The organism is Gudongella sp. DL1XJH-153, from assembly GCF_049310905.1.
In the GTDB taxonomy this organism is placed as follows: domain Bacteria; phylum Bacillota; class Clostridia; order Tissierellales; family Tissierellaceae; genus Gudongella.
In genome coordinates this window covers 1-24,794 of the sequence record NZ_JBMEMN010000034.1, presented here as the reverse complement: position 1 = coordinate 24,794, position 24,794 = coordinate 1, and the positions used below count along the sequence as shown (strand labels likewise).

Below are 24,794 nucleotides of genomic sequence, written 5' to 3'. Positions count from 1 at the left end.
ATTGAACTTCAATATTATCCTCTAAGTAGTAGCTATTCATTGTAGTTCTTCTTTTCATAAGCTACTTTACACTATCTTTTCATTCAATTACTTTGCAGTTAATTATGATTATTATCAACCTAACTCATTCAAATCAACATCTTACAGACATTGTATAATAATAAAGATAAATAATCTTTGTTTAACAGGAATTCAGTCTTTATATTTGTATTGGTTTATTTATGTTTGGTGTATATCCAACTGATATATCAATATCTTAGCGAAGAATTGGTTTAATTATAAAATTTAAATATGAAATCAGTAGCCTGGGTTACTAACTTGTGAACATAAGTTATTATATTTCCATCTCAAACTTCCTTGTTACACCATGTCCACCATGGTACAATAAAAGTCAGGGAAGAAAAATGAAACGATATCAAAAAGACCTAGGACATTACAGAAATGAGTGGATAATAATGATAAAAAAAGCAATTATTCTATTGATGATAACAACTTTGATGGCAGGCTGTTCACAGGCTGAAACATCTGATTTTGAACAGGATGATCCAGTTGAGCAGGTGAAGGCTGAAGTAGTAGAAGCTGAGGAGGAAACAACCGAGGGACAGGAAGAAGAGCCTGTCGATCCCAAGGAAGAAATTGACTTGTCTTTAAAACCAAATGAATCAGGAAGAATTATGGTACTGATGTATCATAACATCGGAGAAGAAGAGAAGGAGTGGACAAGAACCCCTGAGAATTTCAATAGGGATCTTAAGACACTATATGACAAGGGTTACAGACCAATCAGCCTAAAGGACTATGCAACAGGTAATATAACAACTTCACAGGGATATACACCGATTGTAATAACCTTTGATGATGGAAACAAGAACAATTTCGAGTATTTGGAAGATGGTACAATAAATGGGAATTCAGCTGTGGGACTTCTAACAGACTTCCACAAGGAAAATCCTGATTTTTCTCCGGCTGCAACCTTTTTCCTAACTGGCGATGTACCCTTTGGTCAGAGAGATTCAATTGGCAAGAAGTTCAACTTCCTTATAGAAAATGGTATGGATATCGGTAATCATTCCAAAAACCATGCAAACTTTACTGAAGCATCAGCAGAACTTCTACAAAAGGAAATTGGAGAGCAGAGTCAATACCTGGAAAGCTTTGTTGAAGTGCATGATTATAGAGTAAATACAATAGCCTTGCCATACGGTATACGGCCAAAGGATGAATCCAAGATCAAGTATCTACAGGAAGGCATATATGAAGACGTTCTCTATGAGAATATTGCAATCCTTAATGTAGGCTGGAATCCAGGATACTCACCTTATGACAATAGGTTCAATTTTGAAAGTATTCCGAGGATAAGAGCCAGTGAAATGAAGGTTGATAATGTTGGAATGTACAACTACCTTGAATATTTTGATAATAATCCGGATGAAAGGTTTATTAGTGATGGGAACCCGGATATAATAACCATACCAGAAGGAAAACAGGAACTGATTAAGTCTTTTGAAAACAAGGAAATATATATCTACGACAAAAAATAAGACATGAAGAGGTGGACCATTGAAAAAGAGCAATTTTATTTTTTTATTAATTATACTTGCATTTTCACTCTTGACAGGATGCTCAGCAACACCCCAGCAACCTGAGGATAACGTTCAGGAGTTGGAGGAAGCAGTTGAAGCAGATGAAATACCGGAGGAAGACGAAATTAGCGAAGAGGATAGAATAAAGGCACTGATAGAAGAAAGAAAAGCGCTTGAAGAAATAAGAAAAGAGGAAATGGGAGATTTCTATGTTCCATTACCTGCAATAGGGGAAGAGCAGGAGCTTCAGACCGAAAAAGCTAAAGCCCTCTATCTTACTGGGAATGTTGCAGGATTTCAATTCCAGGAGGAAGACATTGACTATTATGCTGATTACATCCTAGCATTGAGCGGACAATCAGGTGAGACTCCTGATTCATCACGCTTAGATCAGGTCAACAAGCTTGAAATAGCTTTAGGTATTGCCAAAGCATCAGAAATCAATTCAATGGTAATCGATGTAAAAAATGATCACGGACTCATAACATGGGAAAGTGACCTTGGGATAGTTAATAAGGTGGGATCAAGCATAAATCCACCTTTTAAGAACTACGGTCCTTTAATGGAATATCTGGAGGAAAATGAAATATACACTATAGCCAGAGTTGTAGCCTTCAAGGATCCAATTTTTGCAGCAAAGAACCCTGATCATGCAATTTTGCTCAAGGAAGGCGGGGTATACCTGGATAATGCTGGAGAATCATGGGTTAACCCATTTGATCAGTATGTTTGGGACTATGTTGTAGCAGTTTCAAAGGAAGCCGCTTTGCGAGGTTTTGATGAGATTCAGTACGATTACGTAAGGTTCCCTGACAATGCCAAGTATTATAATCCAATAACAGAATTTCCGGGAAGAAATGACAGAGACAAGGATGAAGGAATTGAAGAATTTTTGACCTATGCAAAGGAGGAACTAGAGCCATATAATGTTCACCTTTCAGCAGATGTGTTTGGTTTTATAACTCATTCCTGGGACGACCAACCTGAGGATATTGGGCAGACATGGAGAAAAATTGCCAACAAAGTTGATTATATATGTCCAATGATTTATCCAAGTCATTACGGAACAGGGGTATATGGCTTTGATATACCAGACAGATATCCTTATGAAGTATCAAGGATTTCAGTTATGGAAGCACTTGAAAGAAATGCGGCACAGAAAGAACCTGCAATAATTAGGCCTTGGTTCCAGGGATTCACAGCATCCTGGGTAAGAGGGAACATTAAGTACGATGAAAAGGCTATTTCGGACCAGATGGTAGCAGCTGCTGAACTGGGAGTGGATGAGTATATTATCTGGAGTGCAGGCAATAATTACAATCCAATGAGCTTCTTCTATCAAGACAGGATAGATGAATCAATCAGAAAAAAAGGACACGATATAATGGACAGGACTCCTGAAATGGCACTTGATAGATTCCTAAAGGCTGAAAGGAGTACAAGATATACTCATCTCTATCTGCTAACTCCAATTGAGGAGCGCTTGGAGGACTATGATGATTTCGTTGCTGAATACCAGAAGATAAATCCTGTTCTTGAAAGCTTCAATATAAATGATATTTCAGAGATTGAAGACGATAAATTCAAAGCCAGTGTTGATTTATCATATAAATCAGACAATGGAGTATTTACCAAGGAAGATGCTGAGTTTATCATCTTAGAGGAAAATGAAGTGTACAAAATAAGCAAGCCTGAAATTGAATGGGTTGAGGAAACAGAAGAATAGTGAAAGAAAAAAGTCTGTAAAAACCAGAAAATGTGTTTTTACAGACTTTTATTTTTTATAATGGCCATACTAGAAGGACCATGGGGGCACCAACTATAACAAGAAGAATTGTAAGAGGCAGTCCAAGGTGCCAGTAATCAGTAAACCTGTATCCACCAGGACCCATAACAAGCATATTCGTCTGGTGACCAATTGGGGTCATAAATGCTGCTGATGCTGCAACTGAAACGCTCATAAGGTATGGATCTGGAGATGTTCCCGTAGCCATTGCTATGCTAAGAGCTATAGGACCCATCAAGATTGCCGTTGCAGATGTACTGATCAGATTCGCAAGAGTTATCGTAAGAATCATTAATAGGCCAATCATTAGTGTTGGAGATAATATAGAGGAGGCCTTTAAAAGAACACTGGCAATTGAGTCTGACCCTCCACTACTTTGAAGTGCGCTTCCCAGTGGTATCAGTGAACCCAGCATAATGATGGAAGGCCATTCGATTGCATCATAGAATTCCCTTGGAGTCAAAATTCGGAACAAGACCAGTGCAGTCGCTGTAAATACAAAGGCTACCTGTACCGGAAATATTCCAGTTGTCGCCAGAATAACTGAGAAGACAAACAATCCAGCCGTGAAATATAGTTTCCACTTTGACCTGTCGGGATATATTTCAACACCTCTCTCGGCAAGTGGTAGACAACCAAGCTTGGAGTAAATATCCTTAAGTATTGAAGTAGGAGCTTGAATAAGTAATATATCACCAGCTCTGAAGGTAATGCTTTTTAATCTGTCTACCGAGTATACACCTTTCCTTGACACTGCAACAAGATTGATGCTGTATCTGTTCCTCAATTTTGTCTCCAAGGCTGTACGCCCTACAATGGGAGAGTCATCCCTCAAAACAACTTCCACGAGTGCAGTATCTCTCGACTTGATCAAGGATTCCTCAATTACAAGGCTCTTTTTGGTGCCTTTTAAAAGAACTCTGGTTTTATCTACCAGATCTGCAAGGTCTTGTGATAGTGCTTTGATAATGAGAATATCATCTGGGACCAGGATTTCCCTTGGCCCTGGTGCAACTATTTTCTGATCGTTTCTAATAATGCTAAGAACGTCTATATCAAGCTTGTAGACTTTGTTTATATCCATCATTGGCTTACCAACAAGCTTGCTTGACTCTACAACTTGTATTTCAGAGAGATAATCGCCGATATTGAAAAGTTGGTCAACGCCCACGGTCTTTCTCTTTGGAATGAGCTTACCACCTAAAAGGACCATTAATCCAATACCAAGGATGGTTACGGTCAGTCCTACTGGAGCAAAGTCGAAAAAGCCGAAGGATTCAAGACCATAATCTTTACGGTAGGAGGATATTATTAGGTTAGGTGGAGTACCGATTTCTGTCATCATCCCTCCCAATAAGGCCGAAAATGCAAGTGGCATAAGTATCCTTGAAGGAGAGAATTTATGCTCCCTAGCTACCTTTATTGCAACTGGGAGAACAAGAGCCAGTGCACCGATATTGTTCATAAAACCTGATAAAAGTGCAGTAATCATCATAAGTTTGGTCATTATTACAGATGAAGATCGACTCCTTTTATTAAGAGCCGCAACAATATTATCAATTACTCCTGTTTTAACGAGCCCACTGCTTATAACAAGAACAGCAGCAACCGTAATTATTGCTGGGTGACTGAATCCTGAAAACGCATCCTCTGGACTGATTACACCTGAAAATACAAGGAGAACGAGTCCACCGAGTGATACAAAGTCATATCTAATTCTCCCGCCGATAAAAAGTATAAGAATAAGTACTATAATCGAGAAAACAATTACCTGCTCATACATAATGTGACCTCCATCCTGTTGCTAGTATAATTATACCACCTGAATCAATCTAACAACCAAATTGATTTTTTGCTTTCAACCCTAAAAATATAATGATAGAATCAAAGTATGTTATATTGAAACAGGAGGTGGGCATTATCAGGGAGAAAGATTTCAGGTTTACTTTGGATGAAACAGCCGGTGCGCTTGGTGATTTTGGTACATTGCTACCAATAGTAATAGGTGTTTCTGTTGCGACAGATATGGACCTCTCCAGGATGCTGTTCTTTTTTGCAATAGCATATATAGGAACAGGATTGTACTACAAAATGCCTATGCCTGTAGAGCCTATGAAGGTTATAGGTGTAATAGCAATAGCTGAAGGACTGTCATCTGCTGAAATTGCAGGAGCAGGAATAGGTATGGGATTAATACTCTTTCTCGTTGGGATAACAGGTATGATGGTTTTTATCAAACGAGTAATCCCATTGCCTCTTGTTAGAGGAATTCAACTAGGCTTGGCAATGACTCTTTCATGGCAGGCTTTTAAAATGATTTGGCAAGACCCTTTGATGGGGATGGTTTCAATTCTGATTGTATTGGCGTATGCTAAATCCACAAGACTTGACATATCGGCTCTTGTTGTTTTTGTATTAGGTATAGGGGTTGGAGTGTGGAGGTTTGGAGTGCCGGAGCTGGCTCTAATAAGGATTCCATCTTTTATTTTACCTGATGCAGCAAATCTCATGTCAGGCTTTGTGAAGGGTACCCTTCCGCAGATACCTCTGACAATGGGAAATGCAGTCCTTGCAACAAGCCTTCTTATTTCAGATCTTCTTGACAGGCAGGTCAAAGAGAAACACCTTCTTTACAGTATGAGCGCGATGTGCATATTTTCGGTACCCTTTGGAGGGTTTCCAATGTGCCATGGGGCTGGAGGACTGGCTGCCCAATACAGATTTGGAGCAAGGACAGGAGGCTCAAATATAATATCTGGGTTGATTTTATTATTTGTGGCAGTATTCTTTGCAACCCCAGAATTGGAACTGATTATTCCTTTCGGAGCTTTGGGGGCATTGCTATTTTATTCAGGATTGTCACTATTCAGAACATCACAGAAAACTGGTGACATGGTTTTTACATGGATTACAGGGATGGCTGCCTTTGTATTTGGTATGACATGGGCGTTTCTTGGGATGTTTATTTTTGGTTTAATAAAGAGCAGAAGAAAGGGATAGAGAATTGGTTATAAAATGAGTGAAAAAAGAATGGGGTGGGAAAATATGAGTTCAACTATATCAAATAGTATTAAAGAAAAACTCATTGAATCGAGAAGAATTGCAAATTTGGAACCAGATTTATCAATGAAGATGTGTAAAGAAGCACTAGTCTTGGCTAAAGAATCAGGTATAACAGAGAAAATAGGTGATTGCTATATTGGCATGGCATTTGTTGCAAGGACTAAATCAGATAAAAGCAACATATTGGACTACTCATTCCAGGCACTTAATGAATACAAGAAGATAGACTCAAAGGAAGGCATGGCAAAAGCCTTTAACCTTATTGGGATTGCATACTTTTACAGCGCCATGTACGACGAAGCAATAAGGTATTTCGTGGATGGATTGGATTATCTCGAAGAGGATAAAAATCCAAATTTATACGGAAGCTTTCTCAACAATATAGGCGAAGTTTACAGAGAATCCGAAATGTATGATAAAGCTCTTGAATACTATAAAAAGGCTTATGAATTGTCAGTGAAAAGCGATCTTAAGTATTACCAGGCTACTATACTTGGTAATATAGGAGAGGTCTATTTGATACAGGGTGATTATAACAAATCCCTGGACTATCTGATGAAATCATTCGAGATACTTAAGGAAGGTAAAGACCTTGTAAGCATGGGTGAAGTTGCAAACAAAATTGGAAAAGCCCAATTGATGAAAGGCAATAAGGATTCTGCCGTGGATTATTTCAAGAGATCACTTGGAATACTGGATAAGATAGAGAATCAATTCTATAAAATAGATGTTTTGTCAAACCTCGCTCAGACCAAGGAAGATTCTGAGGAATCGATCGCACTTTTAAAGGATGCCATTTCAACGGCACTGGTAGTAGGGGCAAAAAAGAAGCTCAGCGATTTGTATGGAAAAGTGTCTTTGCAATATGAAAATATTATGGATTACAGAACAGCACTTTCATATCACAAGAAGTTTTTCCTCATTAACCAGGAGATTATGAATACGAACATTAGGAACAAGCTTGAAATTTTGAATGTTGAAATCAAGCAACTTGAAGAGCACCAGCGATTAGATCAAATAAAAAGGACTCTTGAGAAGGATCTTGAGAATAATAGAAAAGAACTTGAAGAGGTCAGAAAGAATAATATTATACTGGAGAAGGAAGCATTTGAGGATGAGCTGACAGAAATACCCAACAGAAGAAGTGTAAATCTCGAATTAAAGAGACTTCTAGCCAACTATACAGGTAAAAGGCACACTCTTGCAGTATTAATGATTGATATAGACAATTTCAAAGATTACAACGATAACTGGGGACATAGTGAAGGTGACAATTGTTTGAAAATAATTGCCGACGAACTTCAGTCAATAGCTGTGAAGAGGGAAGATTTTGCTGGTCGATACGGCGGTGAGGAATTTGTTTATATATCTAAGGCATCATCTTATGAAGAGGCTCTTCAGATAGGAGAAGACATCAGAAAGAGAATCGGTAATTTGGGACTGAAGTACGTTAAAAGCGACACAGATGGTCCAGTAACCGTAAGTGTAGGTGGAGTATTCGGGAGGACGATTGATTTTACTGGGTTTTCACAGATCATGGAGATGGCAGACAAGGAATTGTATAAATCGAAATCAGAAGGAAGAAATCGCTCAAATTTAATATTACTTGAGAATCGATAATTTACCTGACTAAAGCGATATATCGATGAGTATAAATATGAATCATAAGTATTGAGAAGAACTTCAAGGACAATTGATAACAAGTGTTACTTTTTACAGGGATACTATTTCAGCAAGCCTTTGTAAGAGGAGGATTCACTTATATACGTTAAAAACTCGATTTCAAAATGATACTGACAGGAGATTTTTGTTATTTACCTTCACAGAAATGATGCAGGGCAGTTTGACTGAAGAATTTAAAATGTTTTTACTGAAAAGGTTTATGTACGTTAGATTGACTGTATTGTGGGTAAATATGTAAACGGAGGGCCTGATTGTGATAGATATCATTTCAGCGAGATTACAATTTTGTTGTAATTCAATTGGAAAACCGTTATAATTAGGTCATACACATTAGCTTTACCAATATATTAAGGGGGTAATACAATGAAAAGAATACTAGCAATTGCTTTGGCAATTATGTTGGTAGCAGCAAGTTTGGCAGGATGTTCCACAGGTGGAGATAACGGAGCAGACGGCGGAAGCGATGGCTACGAAATCGCTCTTATCACTGACAAGGGTAATATCGATGACAAATCATTTAACCAGGGTGCTTGGGAAGGTGTAGTTGAGTTTGCAGAAGCAAACGATATTTCACATACTTACATCAAGCCTGAAGAAGCATCAGATGCAGGTTATCTTGCAGCAATCGATCTTGCTGTGCAAGGTGGAGCAGAAGTTGTAGTAACGCCTGGATTCCTTTTTGAAGTGCCAATCTATGAAGCACAGACAGCATATCCAGATGTAAAGTTCATTCTATTGGACGGAGCACCACACACTGCTGACTATTCAGTGTTTGAAACAAAAGATAACGTAGCAAGCATATTTTACGCTGAAGAAGAGTCGGGATTCCTTGCAGGCTATGCAGCTGTAATGGATGGAATGACAGATCTTGGATTCATGGGTGGAATGGCAGTACCTGCTGTTCAGGCTTTTGGATACGGTTACCTTCAAGGTGCTGAGTATGCAGCAAACGAACTAGGAATGGCAGATGGTGAAGTAGAGGTAACATACCACTATACTGGAAATTTTGAAGAAAACGATACTAATAAAGCTACTGCAAGCACAATGTACCAGGAAGGCGTAGAGGTAATCTTTGCTGCCGGTGGAGCAGTAGGTAAAAGTGTAATGTCAGCAGCTTCTGAAGCCGAAGCAAAAGTAATCGGTGTTGACGTTGACCAGAGATATGATAGCGAGACTGTAATAACTTCAGCTACAAAAGGACTTGCAGCTTCAGTTATCAGCGTACTTGAGTCAATCTATAACGATAGCTGGGACACTTATTCAGGAAAATCAACTTACTTTAACGCATCAAATGATGGTGTAGGTCTTCCAACTGAAGTTCTTGGAGACGGGGGCGGAGAGCCGTTTGATAGATTTGAAAGCTTTGACCAAGCAGCATATGATGAAATATTTGCTGAGCTTGCAGCTGGAAACATTGAAATACTTCGTCAAATCGAAGTAGCAGATGCAACTGGTTATGCAACTGCTGATGAGCTTACTGAAGCACTTGGACTTGAAAAGGTAGATGTAACAACTAGATAACAATTAAAGTTCATACCATATTGGCCTTTGCCTTATGGGAGCAAAAGACCGGGGAAAGGCGGAAGCCTTTCCCCTTTTAGTTTTTGGAGATTATAATTCAGAAATTTTGAGATTATAAAAGTTGCTATAAATATATTGCAATAGTGTAAAATTTGCTCGAAAAAATGGTTGCTTTTATGGTATCATTATTATATCAGTGGGTAAGAAGTAAATGTTATTAAAAAATAAATGATAAGAAGAGGTTGACGTGGAAAATTATATTGTTGAAATGCTTAATATTACAAAAGAATTCCCAGGTGTTATTGCAAATGACAATATTACCTTAAAACTGAAAAAAGGAGAGATCCATGCCCTTTTGGGTGAGAATGGGGCAGGTAAATCCACTTTGATGAGTGTTCTTTTCGGACTTTATCAAGCTGAAAAAGGTGAGATAAGAAAAAATGGAGAGAAAGTGAAAATCAACAGTCCCAATGATGCAAATGCATTGGGAATAGGTATGGTTCACCAACACTTTAAGCTGGTAGAGGTATTTACTGTGCTTGAGAACATTATTCTTGGAGTTGAACCTGTAGAGAACGGTCTCCTTGAAATGGAAGAGTCCAGAGGGAAAATCGTAGAGCTCAGTGAGCAATATGGACTCAGGATAAGTCCAGATTCATTGATTGAGGACATATCAGTAGGTATGCAGCAAAGGGTTGAAATCCTTAAGATGCTTTACAGGGATAACGAAATCCTTATTTTTGATGAGCCTACGGCTGTTCTTACACCACAGGAAATCAAAGAGCTGTTACAAATAATGAAAGACCTTGCTGCTGAAGGTAAATCAATATTGTTTATTACTCATAAGCTTAATGAGATTATGGATGTTGCTGACAGATGTACAGTTCTTAGAAAAGGTAAGTATATTGGTACAGTCGATATTGAAAGTACAACAAAGGAAGAACTTTCAAGAATGATGGTAGGTCGAGACATAAGTTTTGATGTGGATAAGGAAGACAGAGAACCTGGAGATGTAATTCTGTCAATTAAAAATATGACAGTTGCATCCAAGACTCATAAAAACAATGCAGTTAGAGATGTTTCACTAGAGGTAAGAGCAGGTGAAATTGTTTGTATCGCAGGAATTGATGGTAACGGGCAGTCTGAGTTTGTCTATGGTTTGACCGGGCTTGAAAAACTTGTTTCAGGTAGCATTGAACTGCGGGGTAAGGATATATCCAGCGCTTCCATCAGGGAAAGGTCAGAATCAGGGATGAGTCATATTCCTGAGGATAGACACAAACACGGTCTGGTTTTGGATTACAAGCTGGAAGAGAATCTTATATTGCAAAGATACTGGCAACCTAAGTTCCAGAAGAATTATTTCCTTAAGTTTAATGAAATGAGAAAATATGCAGAGGATCTTATTGAAAGATTTGACATAAGAAGTGGTCAAGGACCGACGACATTGGCAAGAAGCATGTCAGGTGGTAATCAACAGAAAGCAATTATTGCCCGTGAAATTGATAAAAAACATGAGCTGCTGGTTGCAGTACAGCCAACCAGGGGACTTGATGTAGGTGCAATTGAATACATCCACAGCCAGCTTGTGGAAAGCAGGGATGCCGGGAAAGCAGTTTTATTGATATCCCTGGAGCTGGATGAGGTAATGAATGTAAGTGACAGAATACTTGTAATTTACGAAGGTGAAATCGTAGGAGAGCTGGACCCGAAGGAGACCACTACTCAGGAACTGGGCTTGTATATGGCAGGAGCCAAGCGAAATACCGAAAAGGAGACTGGACATGCAGGGGAATAAAAAAACAGATAAACCAAAATTCAGCATAAGCAATTTAGCATCCCAAGCAGGGTTGAAATCTCTAGGTGCAGCATTTATGGCTATTTTCCTTGGATTGGTAGTTGGTTTTATCATAATGCTTGTTGCAAGACCGGAAAATGCAATTTCAGGATTCAGATATATACTCCTTGGAGGTATGGGAAGACTAGGAGATGTACTCTATTTTGCAACACCAATTCTAATGACAGGTTTGTCGGTTGGATTTGCCTTTAAAATGGGATTATTCAATATTGGTGCATCGGGACAGTACACAATGGGTATGTACTTTGCACTCTATGTTGCATTTATGTGGGACCTTCCAGGAAGTACACACTGGATAGTTGCAATTCTTGCAGGCTTTTTAGGAGGTATGATCTGGGGTTTTATACCAGGCATATTGAAGGCGCTTCTTAATGTAAATGAAGTTATCACATCGATAATGTTTAACTATATAGGAATGTATTTGGTTGATATGTGGATTCAGAATAATGGTGTCATGTATAATTCCTCAATGACCAGAACCCGATATATTGATTCAGGGGTACAGATTCCCTCACTTGGAATAATTGGATCAAATGTAAACTTAGGGATTATACTTGCAATTATAATAGCTGTAATACTATATATAGTTTTGGAAAAAACTACCTTTGGATATGAACTGAAGGCGACAGGGCACAACAAGTATGCTGCAGAGTATGCTGGTATGAAGGGTAAGAGAAATATTATCCTTACCATGGTAATTGCAGGGGGAATGGCGGGTATTGGTGGAGCTTTTGCAATACTTGCACCATCTGCAATAGCTGGTAGCAGTATGACCTATGAACCTATTAACATTATTGCAGCAAATGGTTTTACAGGAATTGCGGTTGCTTTGCTTGGTAATGCTCATCCCCTTGGAACTATCCTGTCAGCAACATTTATATCTTATATCCAAAGGGGAGGAACTCTTACAAGCCTTGTGGGATTCAAACCAGAGATTATTGATATCGTAATTGCCGTAATAATTTACTTCTCTGCTTTTGCAATGATCATGAACTCAGCAATCGCTGGATTTGTTAAGCGTATACTAGGCAAAGATGATGAAAAACCAATTCAGGAAGCTGATTCAGAAAAAGAAGAAGTAATTGAAAATGAAACCGAAAAGGAGGCAGAATAATGGATGTTGTATATTATTTAGTTCAGAACATGCTTCCTGTAGGTGTACCGTTGCTTCTTGTTGCCCTTGGTGGTATGTTTAGTGAAAGAAGTGGTGTAATAAATATTGCTCTTGAAGGAATAATGCTATTTGGAGCGTTTTTTGGAGCTCTATTTGTACTACTTGTACAGAATTCTTCAATGGGACCACAGACTATTCTTCTTATTGGTATGCTGGTGGCTGGTATTTCTGGTCTGATTTACTCCCTGCTGCTTTCCTTTGCATCAGTAAATATGAAAGCAAATCAGGTAATTGTCGGAACTGCACTTAATATGCTAATACCTGCTATAATCCTCCTTTTTTCCAAGATGTTCTTTAACAGTGATGGTATAACTACAAGTAAGAGCTTCTATATCCGGGAAATTCCTGTGTTAAGTCAAATCCCTGTTTTAGGGGAGTTGTTTTTCCAAAGAACTTACCTTACAGTAATCATTGGCTTTATACTTCTTGCCATATCAGTGGTGCTTCTTTATAAGACAAGATTTGGGCTTAGATTGAGGGCTTGTGGTGAGCATCCACATGCAGCAGATTCTGTTGGTATCAATGTATACAAGATGAGATATGCCGGAGTAAGTATTTCAGGATTGCTTGCAGGGATAGGTGGTTTTTTCTATGCAGTAGGAGTTATGGATGGAAATGTAAGTGGGCATACCGGAGTTGCTGGTTTCGGATTTCTTGCACTAGCAGTAATGATATTTGGACAGTGGAAACCAATAAGAATAATGTTTGCAGCGATGTTCTTCGCATTTTTGAGAACTCTTGCATATTCAGTTTCCTTGATTCCATTCCTCTATGATCTTGGAATTGACCAGACATACTACAGAATACTACCTTATCTTGCTACAATGATTGTTTTAGCGCTGACTTCAAAAAATTCCAGAGCACCTAAGGCAGAAGGAATTCCATACGATAAATCACAAAGATAAAATATAATGGTAGAATTTAAGATTTCGTTATAATCCCTGGTGTGGACACCAGGGATTTTGAATTAAATTATCTATAACATAAGGGTTTAGTATAGAAACAGAAAGGATTGAGACGATGATTTTTATTGCAGGAGTCTATCCCAAACAAAAAAAGCTTGAATACAATGCCGGGCCGAAGACTTGCTCTAGCTGTGGTAGGTACGGAAGCTATGAAGTCTATGTTGAGTACAACACATTCAGTCTATTTTTTATTCCCATAATCAAGTGGAAGAAAAGGTATTTTGTAGTGACAACCTGCTGTAGAGAAAGATTCCAGTTGGATGCTCAGATAGGTGAACGAATAGAAAGAGGAGACAGCATTCAGATTAGAGAAGAAGATTTAATAAGAAATGAAGGATTTGGTGGGGTAAAGTACTGCAATAGCTGTAGTCAACCGTTGGATCCGGGATTTACCTATTGTCCTAAGTGTGGTGCAAAGCAAAGATAAAATATTGAGAATTTATTGAGTTATTGGTACAATGTGATAAGAAACCAATTCAGGGAGTGATAAAATGGGCAGGAGAGAAAGAATTGAAAGCATAATGAAAGATTATGTAGCGACAGTTACGCACACTGGAACAGAACTTGAAAAAAACAATCAACTATTTTTTGAAAAGTGGTTCAATGAACAGGAGTATTTTAGAAAAAACCCAGATAACTTCGGATTCCATGATATCGAGGGAGACCACTTGGGAAGAAAGGTTCCCTGGTGTCTATTAAAGGGAGAGGGCAATGATACAATAGTATTGATACACCATACGGATATTGTAGATACGGATGCATATGGAGTATACAGTGAACTTGCTTATAAACCCGATGAAATCACTGAGCTCTACAAAGAAGGAAAGGTGGAAATTTCAGATGAAGTAAAAAAAGACCTCGACAGTGGCGACTGGCTATTCGGTCGAGGGGTTGCCGATATGAAAGGTGGCGCTGCCATTCACCTGGCATTGCTTGAAGAATATATGAAGGAAAAAGACTTCAATGGAAACATTGTTCTTATCGGAGTACCGGATGAAGAGAATTTATCAGCTGGCATGAGAGGCGCAGTACCACTCCTTAAGAGACTTAAGGAAGAACACAATTTAGACTATGTGCTTTTACTTAACGTGGAGCCACACGATAGGGATAACCCAGATGTTCAAACCATATATGACGGATCTGTTGGAAAGCTTATGCCGGTTGTATATGTTAGAGGGGCCTTGACTCATGTTGGTCATATATTCCAGGGACTAAACCCTATAAATCTGCTATCAGAAATAGTAAGAAGAACAGAGGTAAACCCTGATTTTCTTGAAAAGGTTGGAAATACGGTTACGCCTCCTCCAACATGGCTTTACATGAAGGATGGGAAAAATGTATACGATGTAAGCCTGCCAATGTCAGCTGCAGGGTACATGAGCGTTCTGACTCTTTCTAAGCCACCAAAGGATATCTTTGAAGCGATTAGAAAAGTATCAGAAGAATCATTTGAAAGAATCATTAAAGACCTTAATACGAGCTATGAAAAATATCTTGAGCTTAAGGGTGAGGAAGTAAAAGAATTACCTTGGAAAACAAATGTAAAGCTCTATGGCGAGTTATATGAACAGGCTGTCGAAGACTCAGGTGAGGAGTTCCTAACAGCAATTAAAAAGTACATGAAAGAAACAAGGGAAGGAATTAATAATTCAACGGTAACACTAATAGACGGAGCCTACGGAATAATTGAAAAAACATTGGAGTATGTAGATGACCGATCACCTATGGTAGTAATTGCACTTGCACCACCATATTATCCAAATGTAAACAACCTTATGATGCCAGAAGGCAAGAGAAGAATTGATGGTGGATTAGAGGAAATGATGGATATGGTCAAGGATGAGTGGAATCAGGAGTGTTTTGTACAGAATTACTTTACTGGAATATCTGATTTATCCTACGGAATGTTTGAGGCTGACAAGGAAAACATTGGATATATTGAGGACAACATGCTGATGTGGGGTGATGTGTATTATATTCCATTAAACGAGATTAAGGATTTGTCCATGCCTGTTCTGAATGTGGGACCTTGGGGCAAGGACTATCATAAATATGTTGAAAGAGTATACAAAGTTGACCTTTATGAAAGAACACCGAAGATGGTGGATAAATTAATCAAGTCAGTGCTTGGTTAGATAATTGATTTAGGAGCCCTCGAGGCTCCTTTTTTTACCTTATAAAATCACATAAAGAAATATAAATCAAAAATAAATTAAAAAATATTTCAAAAAAGGGTTGACAAATATCACGATATGAAATATTATGTAATTACAGAATACGACATTAGAAAATAAAAAATAAACCAAACAAACAAAAAACAAGGAGGAAGTAAAAATGAAAAAGATTATGAGTATTATGTTGGCATTGATGTTGGCAATTAGCATCCCGGTATTCGCAGAAGAAGGAACAATAGTGGACATTGCAGTAGAATCAGAGGACTTTAGCATATTAGTAGCAGCACTGCAACAAGCAGAGCTGGTAGGAGCACTACAGGGAGAGGGACCATTTACAGTATTTGCTCCAACAGATGCAGCCTTTGCAAAACTGCTGGGAGAGCTTGGAATAGAAGCAGGAGACCTGCTGGCACACCCACAGCTTGCAGAAGTACTTCTATACCATGTAGTATCAGGCAAGGTAATGAGTACAGACCTTAGTGATGGAATGATGGCACCAACCCTAAAAGGTGACAATATAACAGTCGACTTAAGCGATGGAGTAAAGATCAATAGTTCAAACGTAGTAACAGCAGATATTGAAGCAAGCAACGGAGTAATCCATGTAATAGATACAGTATTAGTACCATCAGACTTTGTACTTTCAGCAGAGGAAGAAGTTGAAGAAGCACCTGGAACAATAGTTGATATAGCAGTAGGATCAGAGGACTTTAGCATCCTGGTAGCAGCACTGCAACAAGCAGAGCTGGTAGGAGCACTACAGGGAGAGGGACCATTTACAGTATTTGCACCAACAAATGAAGCATTTGCAAAGCTTTTAGGTCAATTGGGAATAGAAGCAGGAGATTTGCTGGCGCACCCACAACTTGCAGAAGTACTTCTATACCATGTAGTATCAGGCAAGGTAATGAGTACAGATCTTAGTGATGGAATGATGGCACCAACCCTAAAAGGTGACAATATAACAGTGGACCTTGAAGGTGGAGTCAAGATCAACAGTTCAAATGTAGTAACAGCAGATATTGAAGCAAGCAACGGAGTAATCCATGTAATAGATACAGTATTAGTACCATCAGACTTTGTACTTTCAGCAGAGGCACCAGCAGAAGAAGAACCAGCAATGACAGCACTTCCAGCAACAGGATCATCAGATACATCCGGATTGACATTGCTAGCAGGTCTAGGTATGATTGCAATAGGAGCATTTGTAACATTTAGAAGAAAAATCAACGGATAGACAGGAGGAAGAGAATGAGCAATTTTGGAACCAGGTTAAAGGAAGCAAGAAAAAAAACCGGCATAACACAGAAAGACTTGTCTTCAAAACTTGGAATTGCTCAATCAACAGTCGCCAATTATGAGAAAAATACAAGATTCCCTGGGGAGACAATCCTCAGGGAAATCTCAGAGTATTTGAATATAAGTACAGATTTTCTCTTGGGGATAGAAGAAACAGTTATTCCATCATCAGAAACAAGTACAGAGCTAACAGAGACAGTAATAGAAGAATTTCTAGAAAATCTTATTAAAGGAAAAGGGGAAAGGGCAAAAGACATCGCAAAGAAATTGCACAGTGGAGGTATAAAAACAACAGAAATAATAAATGGAATGTTTATACCAGTACTGCACAAGATCGGAGAGATGTGGGAAAAGAGTGAAATTACCGTAGCCCAGGAGCATTATTCTTCAGGGATAATATCCTCACTGCTGGATTATCTATCAGAGCTACAAAACAAGACTGAAGGGAAAAGTCATGTAGCATTGTTTATGTCACCAGGAGAAGAAGAGCATACCCTAAGCTTAAGATTTGTATCAGAGTTTTTCAAGGAGGCAGGCTGGAAGATAATATTCATAGGTAGAAGCATCCCCCTATGGGATCTTGGTCAGACAATAGAGAAGGAAAAGATAGACCTTTTGGTATTGTCAGTATTTTCAACAGGAAGTCTAAATAGTGCTGAATACTTGATAAGAGCCTTGAAAAGCGATATGGATTCAAATCATCCAAAGATATTTATTGGAGGAAGAGGAATAGACTCAGAAGAGCTTGCACTAAAAGCAGGGGCAGATATCTATCTTGAGGATATTGGAAAGCTGCAGGAAAAGATAAGGGAAATAGAAGAGATGATTAGGTAGAATAATACAGGCTCAGATTTTGAGCCTGTTGTTTATTTTTTGCTGATTTGATATATTTATATTGAGGGGGATTTAGATGGATAGTATATACAAGGCGCTTGCAGAAGAGTTGAAAAAGTCAAACTACACTGTTGTTATGACCGGTGCTGGAATGTCTACAGAAAGTGGTATTGCTGATTTCAGGTCAAGGGATGGAATTTGGAAAAAGTATGATCCCATGAAGGTTGCAACGGTGAATGCACTGGAAAATGACTATGACAATTTACATGGATTCTACTCTATGAGAGACGAAGCAAGAATTCAAAGAAAGCCTCACAAAGGCCATCACATACTGGCAGAATGGGAGGATAAGGAACTGATTTCAAGTATAATAACCCAAAATGTTGATAACTTTCATCATCAGGCAGGGAGCAGGAATGTATTTGAAATACATGGTTCAATAGATAAATTTAGATGCAAGGACTGTGGAGAACCATCTGATAGGGAGAGTTTTCTAGGCAAAGAACCCTGTCCAGAGTGCGGAGGAAAAATTAGACCTGGAATAGTGCTGTTTGGAGAACCCTTGCCTGAGAAAGAGTTATACGGGGCATTGGAAGAAGTGAAGAAAGCAGAACTGGTTATAATAATTGGAACAAGTCTTACAGTGTATCCAGCTGCGAGTATTCACTCAAACACGGATGGAAGGATTATCTATATTAATGATGAATACGACGGTCACAAGAAGTTTGATATGGTTATAGAGGGAAAGGTTGGGGAGATTCTTTTAGAAGTGGACAAATTTCTTTAAGATAAACTGAATTTCACACTGTTTTCACATTAAGAGTGTAAAATTAAGCAAGAGGTGGTCTCATGTATAAAATACTGGTTGTTGATGATGAAGAAAAAATAAGAGAAGTCGTCAAGGAGTATGGTGAGTTTCAAGGACACCAGGTTTTTCAGGCAGAAGATGGAATAGAGGCAGTGAAAATGTGTAGGGATAATGATTTTAATATTATCGTTATGGATATAATGATGCCAAGGCTAGATGGCTTTTCAGCAGTAAAAGAAATAAGGAAATTTTCCAACACACCCGTTATAATGCTGTCTGCAAGAGGAGAAGAATACGACAAACTTTTTGGTTTTGAGCTGGGAGTGGATGACTACCTAACAAAGCCATTTTCTCCAAAGGAACTGATGGCAAGGGTAAATGCCATAATAAGTCGGGATAAAGGCAGGGAGAATATAAGTGAATTGACATTCAAGGGACTTACCATTGATCTGGACGGAAGGAATGTATATGTGGATGGAGAGAAAGTAGACATGACCCCCAAAGAATATGAACTTCTGGTTTACCTGGCTAAGAACAAGAACAGAGCTCTTACCCGGGAACAGCTTCTGAAGGACATCTGGGGATATGACTTTTATGGGGATGACAGGACCATCGATACACATATAAAAATGCTTAGAAGCAATCTTGGAGCCTACAGGGACTATGTTGTAACCCTTCGAGGTGTTGGATATAAATTTGAGGCAGAAAAAGAGTGATATCATGAGAGAATCGATTCACACAAAATCCTTGAACTTCAAGCTTTGGACATATTTTATGATTTTTGCCGCAATAATAATGATTTTATTGTGGCTACTTCAGATTGTATTTATAAACAGTTATTATGAAACCATGAAAATCAATGAAATCCGAAAAATAGGAAATGAGCTTGTATCAATTTACGGCACGGAAGATTTCGAGCAGCAACTACTTGAAAAGTCCTTTTCGGAGGGGATAGTAATAAACATTCTTGACCAGAATGGTAGTGTCGTATATCCACTTGACATAATGGATCTTGTCAGGAGACCAAGGCTTCAATCGGCTGCATTTTCTGAATTTCTAAATAAACTCTACATCACTGAAGAAAATTTCACAGTGTATACAAGGAGTCATGAAAGTCTTGATGCAGAGACAATTGTTTATGGTGCAATCCTTCAGAATGAAAATAGTCCAAACTATTTTCTGTTTATAAATACCATGCTTGAACCTATAGACTCAACAGTGAATGTCTTAAAAAACCAATTGGTTATCATTACAATTATATCATTGATCTTGTCAATGGGATTGTCGCTATTCCTCTCTAGAAAGCTATCCAGACCGATAACAAGATTAACTACAAGTGCCAAGGGTCTTGGAGAAGGAAGATATGATATTGAGTTCAAAAAAGGTGATTATCTGGAAGTGGATAATCTTGCAGATACCTTGAATCAGGCAACGAGTGAGTTGAAGAAAAGTGAGGAATTAAGAAGGGACTTTATTGCAAATGTAACCCATGATCTGAAAACACCACTTACATTGATAAAATCATATGGAGAAATGGTAAGGGATATATCCGGTGACAACCCGGAAAAAAGAGAAGCTCATTTAAATACAATTATTCAGGAAACCGACAGATTGTCACGTTTGGTGGATGACATGCTTGATCTTACCAAAGTCCAGTCTGAGCTTAGGGAAATGAAAGTTGAGAAGTTTGACATTCTGGAAGAAACCAATAGCGTTCTTGAAAGATTCAGCTACTTCAGGGAGCAGGAAGGGTTTCAAATCAGTGTTGAAGCACATGGTGACACCAATATCCATGGTGACAGGCTGAAAATTTCCCAAGCTATATATAATCTAATCAACAACTCAATCAATTATTCTCTTCTGGACAAGAAAATAATCATAAATGTGGATGGACAAGAAAGTAGGGTAAAATTTTCAATTAAAGACTTTGGTCAGGGGATACTGGAGGAAGAGAAGGATTATATCTGGGATAGGTACTATCGTGGTGGTAAAAGTCATACTAGAAAGAAGGCAGGGTCTGGAATTGGATTATCTTTGGTAAAATCAATTGTGCAGGCGCATAACGGTCAGGTTGGAGTTGAAAGCAAGGCTGGAGAAGGGAGTCTCTTCTGGTTCATTTTGCCGAGAAATATGAATGAATAACCAAGGAGTTCTTGTCTTTTGTGTGAAAATTATGTAAAATAAGATAATAAAGAAGAAAAAGAAAGAAGGGATTTTGTGTCAGATTATAAACCAACAAGAGAGGAAGCATATGAGCTTTTAACAAAATACGTTGATAATGACAGTCAGATCAAACACGCATTGGCAGTTGAGGCTACGATGGTTCACTTTGCCGAACTTTTTGACGAGGACCCAAATAAGTGGGGAGTAATCGGTTTGATACACGACCTGGATTACGACAAGTATCCAGAGGAACACTGTAAGATAACCGAGCAGATTCTCAGAGAGGAAGGCTGGCCTGAAGATTATATCAGAGGAGTCTTGAGCCACGGCTGGAAGCTTTGTACTGAGGTTGAGCCCAAAGAGAAGATGGAGAAGGTTATATACACCATAGATGAATTGACAGGACTGGTTGCAGCTACAGCTCTTATGAGACCAAGCAAATCCATTATGGATATGGAAGCAAAGTCGGTAAAGAAAAAGTGGGGACAGAAGTCATTTGCAGCAGGAGTTAACAGGGATGTTATTGCTGAAGGTGTAGAAATGCTGGGAATGGACCTTAAGGAAGTAATCCACGAAACAATAATTGGCATGAGAAAGGTAGCGGATGAGATTGGACTGAAGGGAGACCTATAATCATATAAAAACCAGGAGGGGAAAAGATGACAAAGTATTATGCTGAGCCATTTAAGATTAAGATGGTTGAACCGATCAAGATTTTGACAAAAGAAGAGAGAATTGAAAAGATAAAGGCAGCAAATTACAATGTATTTGCTCTGGATTCAGACGATGTATACATTGACTTGCTAACAGACAGTGGAACAGGTGCAATGAGCGCCAATCAATGGGCAGGTATTATGGTTGGAGATGAGGCCTATTCAGGCTCAAGAAGCTATAAGAACCTAATGATATCAGCAGCTGATGTATTTGGTTACAAGTACTTCCAACCTGTGCACCAGGGAAGGGCAGCTGAAAAAGTAGTAATGCCAATATTCCTTGAGGAAGGTAAAGTTGCTATCTCGAACATGCATTTTGATACGACTAGAGCCCATGTTGAACTTGCAGGAGCAAGGGCAATAGACTGTGTAATCCCGGAAGCACTTGATACTGTTAATTTTCACCCTTTCAAAGGCAACATGGATAATGCTAGAATGAAAGAACTTATTGAAGAGAATGGTTCTGAAAACGTTGGCATGATAATTATTACAGTTACGAATAATAGTGCTGGTGGACAACCGGTTTCCATGGAGAATATCAGAGAGACCTCTGAAATAGCAAAGTCATATGGAATTCCTGTTTGCATAGATGCTGCAAGATATGCTGAAAACTCATACTTTATAAAGATGAGAGAAGATGGATATGGAGACAAATCAATCAAGGAAATTGCCCAGGAAATGTTCAGCTACGCTGATGTATTTACAATGAGCGCAAAAAAAGATGCAATAATCAATATGGGTGGACTGATTGGAGTCAAGGATGACCCTGAGCTTTTTGAAACTGTTAAGGCAAGAACAATTCCATATGAAGGATTTATTTCATACGGAGGACTATCAGGAAGAGATATCGAGGCAATGGCAATCGGCCTACAGGAAGGAACCAGCTTTGATTTTCTGCAATACAGGATTGGACAGATGGAATACCTTGCCGGTAAGCTTGACGAAGAAGGGATTGCATATCAGTCACCAGTTGGTGGACATGCAGTATTCCTGGATGCAAAGAAATTATTGTCACATATTCCTTACCATGAGTTTCCTGCACAGGCTCTTGCTATTGAGCTTTATATAGAAGCAGGAATCAGAAGCTGTGATATTGGTTCATATATGATGGGTAATGACCCTGATACAGGTGAGCAGATAGAATCACAGTTTGAATTTACAAGATTGGCAGTTCCAAGAAGAGTTTACACTCAGTCTCATCTTGATGTAATTGTTGAAGCACTTAAGGAAATCAGAGATAGAAAAGATCAGATTAAAGGCTATGAAATAACATGGGAGCCTAAGGTCTTAAGACACTTTACCGCAAAACTTAAACCACTTTAAAAACACAGACAGGAGAATATTGTATTCTCCTGTCTTATGTGTCTCAGGAGGTAATAAAATGAAAAAGATAATGATGCTTGTGATGACTATGACGTTGCTACTTATAACAGGATGTAGCAGCGAGGGACAAGAGGGAGAAGAATATGATCTTGCGGTGCCAGAAGGTGAGATAAAGGGCACTCTTTTGCTTCCTGAAGGAGAGGGGCCATACAAGGTTGCAATAATCCATCAGGGATCAGGACCAACTGACAGAGACGGAAACAGTACAATTGCAGGTGACAATAACAGTCTGAAAATGGTAGCAGAAAAGCTGGCTGAAGAGGGTATTGCATCTGTTAGGTATGACAAAAGAGGAATAGCTGAGTCAATGCCTCTGATAGAAAGTGAGGAAGACCTTGTATTCGAAGATTACGTAAATGATATGATAATGTGGATTGACAAAGTTGAAGCTGATGATAGATTTGACGAAATATATCTGATTGGACATAGTGAAGGAGCTCTTATTTCAGCAGCAGCGGCTATGGAAAGAGAAGTGGAAGGCTTCATATCTTTGGCAGGAGTGGGAGAGAGAGCATCCGATACTTTAAGAAGACAGCTTTCTACACAACCTGATGAAATAACGGAACTGATAGAGCCTATTATGATTGAACTTGAAAACGGAAGACTTGTGGAGGATGTTCCGGAAATCCTTCAATCGCTCTTTAGAAACAGCATACAGCCGTATATGATTTCATGGTTTCAATACGATCCTGTAGAAGTGTACAATAGAATTGATTCACCGATTCTTGTAATCCAGGGTGATAATGATGTTCAGGTAACAGTTGATGATGCCATGATTCTAGCAGATGCTTCAGGAACTGATCCTGTCATAATTGAAGGAATGAACCATGTACTCAAGAATGCACCAGAAGACGTGGAAGGAAACCTTGAAACCTATGGAGACCCCGACTTGGATCTTCATCCGAATCTTATGTCAACTATTCTCGAATTCATCAAGGACTAACATTTAATAGCAAACCTTAAATGATAATGTTTATCAATTACTAGACTGGGTAGATATGTTAATGGAGAACACTAAATTAATATATATGAAAAAGGAGAGATTTTATGACTTTCAAACTACCAAGTCTAGGCTACGGATATGATGCTCTTGAGCCTCATATTGATGCAAAAACAATGGAAATTCATTATACCAAACACCACCAGGGTTATGTTAATAATCTGAACAAAGCCATAGAAAATGAAAATGAGCTACAGGAAATGGCCATTGAAGATTTAATGGCATCCCTTGACAAGGTACCTGAAGCAATCAGAACTGCTGTAAGAAACAACGGCGGAGGACACTTAAACCACAGTCTTTTTTGGGAGATTATGTCTCCTACTGGTGGAGGAGAACCAGCAGGACAATTAATGGATATGATAAAAAAGGATTTTGGAAGCTTTGATGCTTTCAAGGAAGAGTTCAAGAATGCTGCCACTGGAAGATTTGGTAGTGGTTGGACATGGCTGGTACAGGATGGAGACAAACTAAAAATAACGTCAACACCGAATCAGGACAACCCTGTATCATCAGGTTTGAAACCAATACTTGGACTGGATGTGTGGGAACACGCATACTATTTGAAATACCAGAATCTTAGAGGAGACTATATTGATGCATGGTTTAATGTGGTTGATTGGAAAAAGGTTGAGGAAAAACTGAAGAAGTAGTCGTATCAGATACCAGTCCATAAGGGCTGGTATTTCTTTTGATTACATGTATTTCTGTGGATGTCAATAACTTTTGAAAATGTCAGTAAAAACTAGTCTAATTATCTTTTGAAAATGTCAGTAGATAATTAAGTGGT

20 protein-coding genes are annotated in these 24,794 nt (G+C 38.7%); 19 read left to right on the top strand and 1 reads right to left on the bottom strand.

Annotated elements, in window-relative coordinates; translation table 11 throughout:
• The first annotated feature begins 404 nt into the window (after window positions 1-404).
• A complete protein-coding gene (locus ACOEN1_RS11305; protein ID WP_422487013.1) occupies window positions 405-1,541 on the top strand; it encodes a polysaccharide deacetylase family protein in 1,137 nt (378 codons plus the stop codon).
• Window positions 1,542-1,560: 19 nt separating this feature from the next.
• Window positions 1,561-3,309, top strand: coding sequence for a putative glycoside hydrolase (locus ACOEN1_RS11300; RefSeq protein ID WP_422487012.1), 1,749 nt, complete (start codon window positions 1,561-1,563; stop codon window positions 3,307-3,309).
• Between the two features lie 55 nt (window positions 3,310-3,364).
• On the opposite strand, the gene ACOEN1_RS11295 is transcribed toward ACOEN1_RS11300, so the two are convergent.
• On the bottom strand, window positions 3,365-5,152 hold the full coding sequence (locus tag ACOEN1_RS11295) for an SLC13 family permease (RefSeq protein WP_422487011.1): 1,788 nt from the start codon (window positions 5,150-5,152) through the stop codon (window positions 3,365-3,367).
• A gap of 116 nt (window positions 5,153-5,268) precedes the next feature.
• Between ACOEN1_RS11295 and ACOEN1_RS11290 the strand changes: the two genes are divergently transcribed.
• The 17 genes from ACOEN1_RS11290 to ACOEN1_RS11210 all read left to right on the top strand — a co-directional run bounded on the left by ACOEN1_RS11290 (window position 5,269) and on the right by ACOEN1_RS11210 (window position 24,657).
• On the top strand, window positions 5,269-6,369 hold the full coding sequence (locus tag ACOEN1_RS11290; RefSeq protein ID WP_422487010.1) for a putative sulfate/molybdate transporter: 1,101 nt from the start codon (window positions 5,269-5,271) through the stop codon (window positions 6,367-6,369).
• Window positions 6,370-6,414: 45 nt separating this feature from the next.
• Window positions 6,415-8,052 carry a diguanylate cyclase gene (locus ACOEN1_RS11285; RefSeq protein WP_422487009.1) on the top strand — a complete coding sequence of 546 codons (1,638 nt, stop codon included), beginning with the start codon at window positions 6,415-6,417 and terminating at the stop codon, window positions 8,050-8,052.
• A gap of 426 nt (window positions 8,053-8,478) precedes the next feature.
• On the top strand, window positions 8,479-9,636 hold the full coding sequence (locus tag ACOEN1_RS11280; RefSeq protein ID WP_422487008.1) for a BMP family lipoprotein: 1,158 nt from the start codon (window positions 8,479-8,481) through the stop codon (window positions 9,634-9,636).
• Window positions 9,637-9,904: 268 nt separating this feature from the next.
• The gene (locus ACOEN1_RS11275) at window positions 9,905-11,434 is read left to right on the top strand and encodes an ABC transporter ATP-binding protein (protein ID WP_422487014.1); all 1,530 of its coding nucleotides are present in this window, start codon (window positions 9,905-9,907) and stop codon (window positions 11,432-11,434) included.
• Entirely contained in the window at window positions 11,421-12,608 is a 1,188-nt protein-coding gene (locus tag ACOEN1_RS11270) for an ABC transporter permease (protein ID WP_422487007.1), read from the top strand. The genes ACOEN1_RS11275 and ACOEN1_RS11270 overlap by 14 nt, the downstream gene beginning before the upstream one ends.
• Window positions 12,608-13,573, top strand: coding sequence for an ABC transporter permease (locus tag ACOEN1_RS11265; protein ID WP_422487006.1), 966 nt, complete (start codon window positions 12,608-12,610; stop codon window positions 13,571-13,573). Before ACOEN1_RS11270 ends, ACOEN1_RS11265 begins: the two co-directional genes overlap by 1 nt.
• A 115-nt stretch (window positions 13,574-13,688) precedes the next feature.
• Complete coding sequence (locus ACOEN1_RS11260; RefSeq protein WP_422487005.1) at window positions 13,689-14,060, top strand: zinc ribbon domain-containing protein; 372 nt, start codon at window positions 13,689-13,691, stop codon at window positions 14,058-14,060.
• 64 nt (window positions 14,061-14,124) lie between these two features.
• The gene (locus ACOEN1_RS11255) at window positions 14,125-15,768 is read left to right on the top strand and encodes a M20/M25/M40 family metallo-hydrolase (RefSeq protein ID WP_422487004.1); all 1,644 of its coding nucleotides are present in this window, start codon (window positions 14,125-14,127) and stop codon (window positions 15,766-15,768) included.
• 199 nt (window positions 15,769-15,967) lie between these two features.
• Window positions 15,968-17,044 (top strand): fasciclin domain-containing protein, encoded by a 1,077-nt coding sequence (locus ACOEN1_RS11250; protein ID WP_422487003.1) that lies wholly within the window; start codon window positions 15,968-15,970, stop codon window positions 17,042-17,044.
• 14 nt (window positions 17,045-17,058) lie between these two features.
• Window positions 17,059-17,940, top strand: coding sequence for a B12-binding domain-containing protein (locus ACOEN1_RS11245; protein WP_422487002.1), 882 nt, complete (start codon window positions 17,059-17,061; stop codon window positions 17,938-17,940).
• Between the two features lie 76 nt (window positions 17,941-18,016).
• A complete protein-coding gene (locus tag ACOEN1_RS11240; protein WP_422487001.1) occupies window positions 18,017-18,727 on the top strand; it encodes an SIR2 family NAD-dependent protein deacylase in 711 nt (236 codons plus the stop codon).
• A gap of 62 nt (window positions 18,728-18,789) precedes the next feature.
• Window positions 18,790-19,464, top strand: a complete 675-nt coding sequence (locus ACOEN1_RS11235) for a response regulator transcription factor (RefSeq protein ID WP_422487000.1) — start codon at window positions 18,790-18,792, stop codon at window positions 19,462-19,464.
• 4 nt (window positions 19,465-19,468) lie between these two features.
• Entirely contained in the window at window positions 19,469-20,890 is a 1,422-nt protein-coding gene (locus ACOEN1_RS11230) for a sensor histidine kinase (RefSeq protein WP_422486999.1), read from the top strand.
• 75 nt (window positions 20,891-20,965) lie between these two features.
• Entirely contained in the window at window positions 20,966-21,544 is a 579-nt protein-coding gene (locus ACOEN1_RS11225; RefSeq protein WP_422486998.1) for an HD domain-containing protein, read from the top strand.
• A 26-nt stretch (window positions 21,545-21,570) separates the two neighbouring features.
• A complete protein-coding gene (locus ACOEN1_RS11220; protein WP_422486997.1) occupies window positions 21,571-22,947 on the top strand; it encodes a tryptophanase in 1,377 nt (458 codons plus the stop codon).
• A gap of 58 nt (window positions 22,948-23,005) precedes the next feature.
• The gene (locus ACOEN1_RS11215) at window positions 23,006-23,950 is read left to right on the top strand and encodes an alpha/beta hydrolase (protein WP_422486996.1); all 945 of its coding nucleotides are present in this window, start codon (window positions 23,006-23,008) and stop codon (window positions 23,948-23,950) included.
• Between the two features lie 104 nt (window positions 23,951-24,054).
• Complete coding sequence (locus ACOEN1_RS11210; protein ID WP_422486995.1) at window positions 24,055-24,657, top strand: superoxide dismutase; 603 nt, start codon at window positions 24,055-24,057, stop codon at window positions 24,655-24,657.
• Window positions 24,658-24,794 lie beyond the last annotated feature (137 nt).

Bases quoted from the DNA above. Each gene is read 5' to 3' on its own strand.
- ACOEN1_RS11285 (WP_422487009.1), top strand. From the start codon at position 6,415: ATGAGTTCAACTATATCAAATAGTATTAAAGAAAAACTCATTGAATCG.
- ACOEN1_RS11270 (WP_422487007.1), top strand. From the start codon at position 11,421: ATGCAGGGGAATAAAAAAACAGATAAACCAAAATTCAGCATAAGCAAT.
- ACOEN1_RS11295 (WP_422487011.1), bottom strand. From the start codon at position 5,152: ATGTATGAGCAGGTAATTGTTTTCTCGATTATAGTACTTATTCTTATA.
- ACOEN1_RS11280 (WP_422487008.1), top strand. From the start codon at position 8,479: ATGAAAAGAATACTAGCAATTGCTTTGGCAATTATGTTGGTAGCAGCA.
- ACOEN1_RS11230 (WP_422486999.1), top strand. From the start codon at position 19,469: ATGAGAGAATCGATTCACACAAAATCCTTGAACTTCAAGCTTTGGACA.
- ACOEN1_RS11240 (WP_422487001.1), top strand. From the start codon at position 18,017: ATGGATAGTATATACAAGGCGCTTGCAGAAGAGTTGAAAAAGTCAAAC.
- ACOEN1_RS11235 (WP_422487000.1), top strand. From the start codon at position 18,790: ATGTATAAAATACTGGTTGTTGATGATGAAGAAAAAATAAGAGAAGTC.
- ACOEN1_RS11220 (WP_422486997.1), top strand. From the start codon at position 21,571: ATGACAAAGTATTATGCTGAGCCATTTAAGATTAAGATGGTTGAACCG.
- ACOEN1_RS11255 (WP_422487004.1), top strand. From the start codon at position 14,125: ATGGGCAGGAGAGAAAGAATTGAAAGCATAATGAAAGATTATGTAGCG.
- ACOEN1_RS11210 (WP_422486995.1), top strand. From the start codon at position 24,055: ATGACTTTCAAACTACCAAGTCTAGGCTACGGATATGATGCTCTTGAG.
- ACOEN1_RS11275 (WP_422487014.1), top strand. From the start codon at position 9,905: ATGCTTAATATTACAAAAGAATTCCCAGGTGTTATTGCAAATGACAAT.
- ACOEN1_RS11305 (WP_422487013.1), top strand. From the start codon at position 405: ATGAAACGATATCAAAAAGACCTAGGACATTACAGAAATGAGTGGATA.
- ACOEN1_RS11260 (WP_422487005.1), top strand. From the start codon at position 13,689: ATGATTTTTATTGCAGGAGTCTATCCCAAACAAAAAAAGCTTGAATAC.
- ACOEN1_RS11250 (WP_422487003.1), top strand. From the start codon at position 15,968: ATGAAAAAGATTATGAGTATTATGTTGGCATTGATGTTGGCAATTAGC.
- ACOEN1_RS11265 (WP_422487006.1), top strand. From the start codon at position 12,608: ATGGATGTTGTATATTATTTAGTTCAGAACATGCTTCCTGTAGGTGTA.
- ACOEN1_RS11215 (WP_422486996.1), top strand. From the start codon at position 23,006: ATGAAAAAGATAATGATGCTTGTGATGACTATGACGTTGCTACTTATA.
- ACOEN1_RS11245 (WP_422487002.1), top strand. From the start codon at position 17,059: ATGAGCAATTTTGGAACCAGGTTAAAGGAAGCAAGAAAAAAAACCGGC.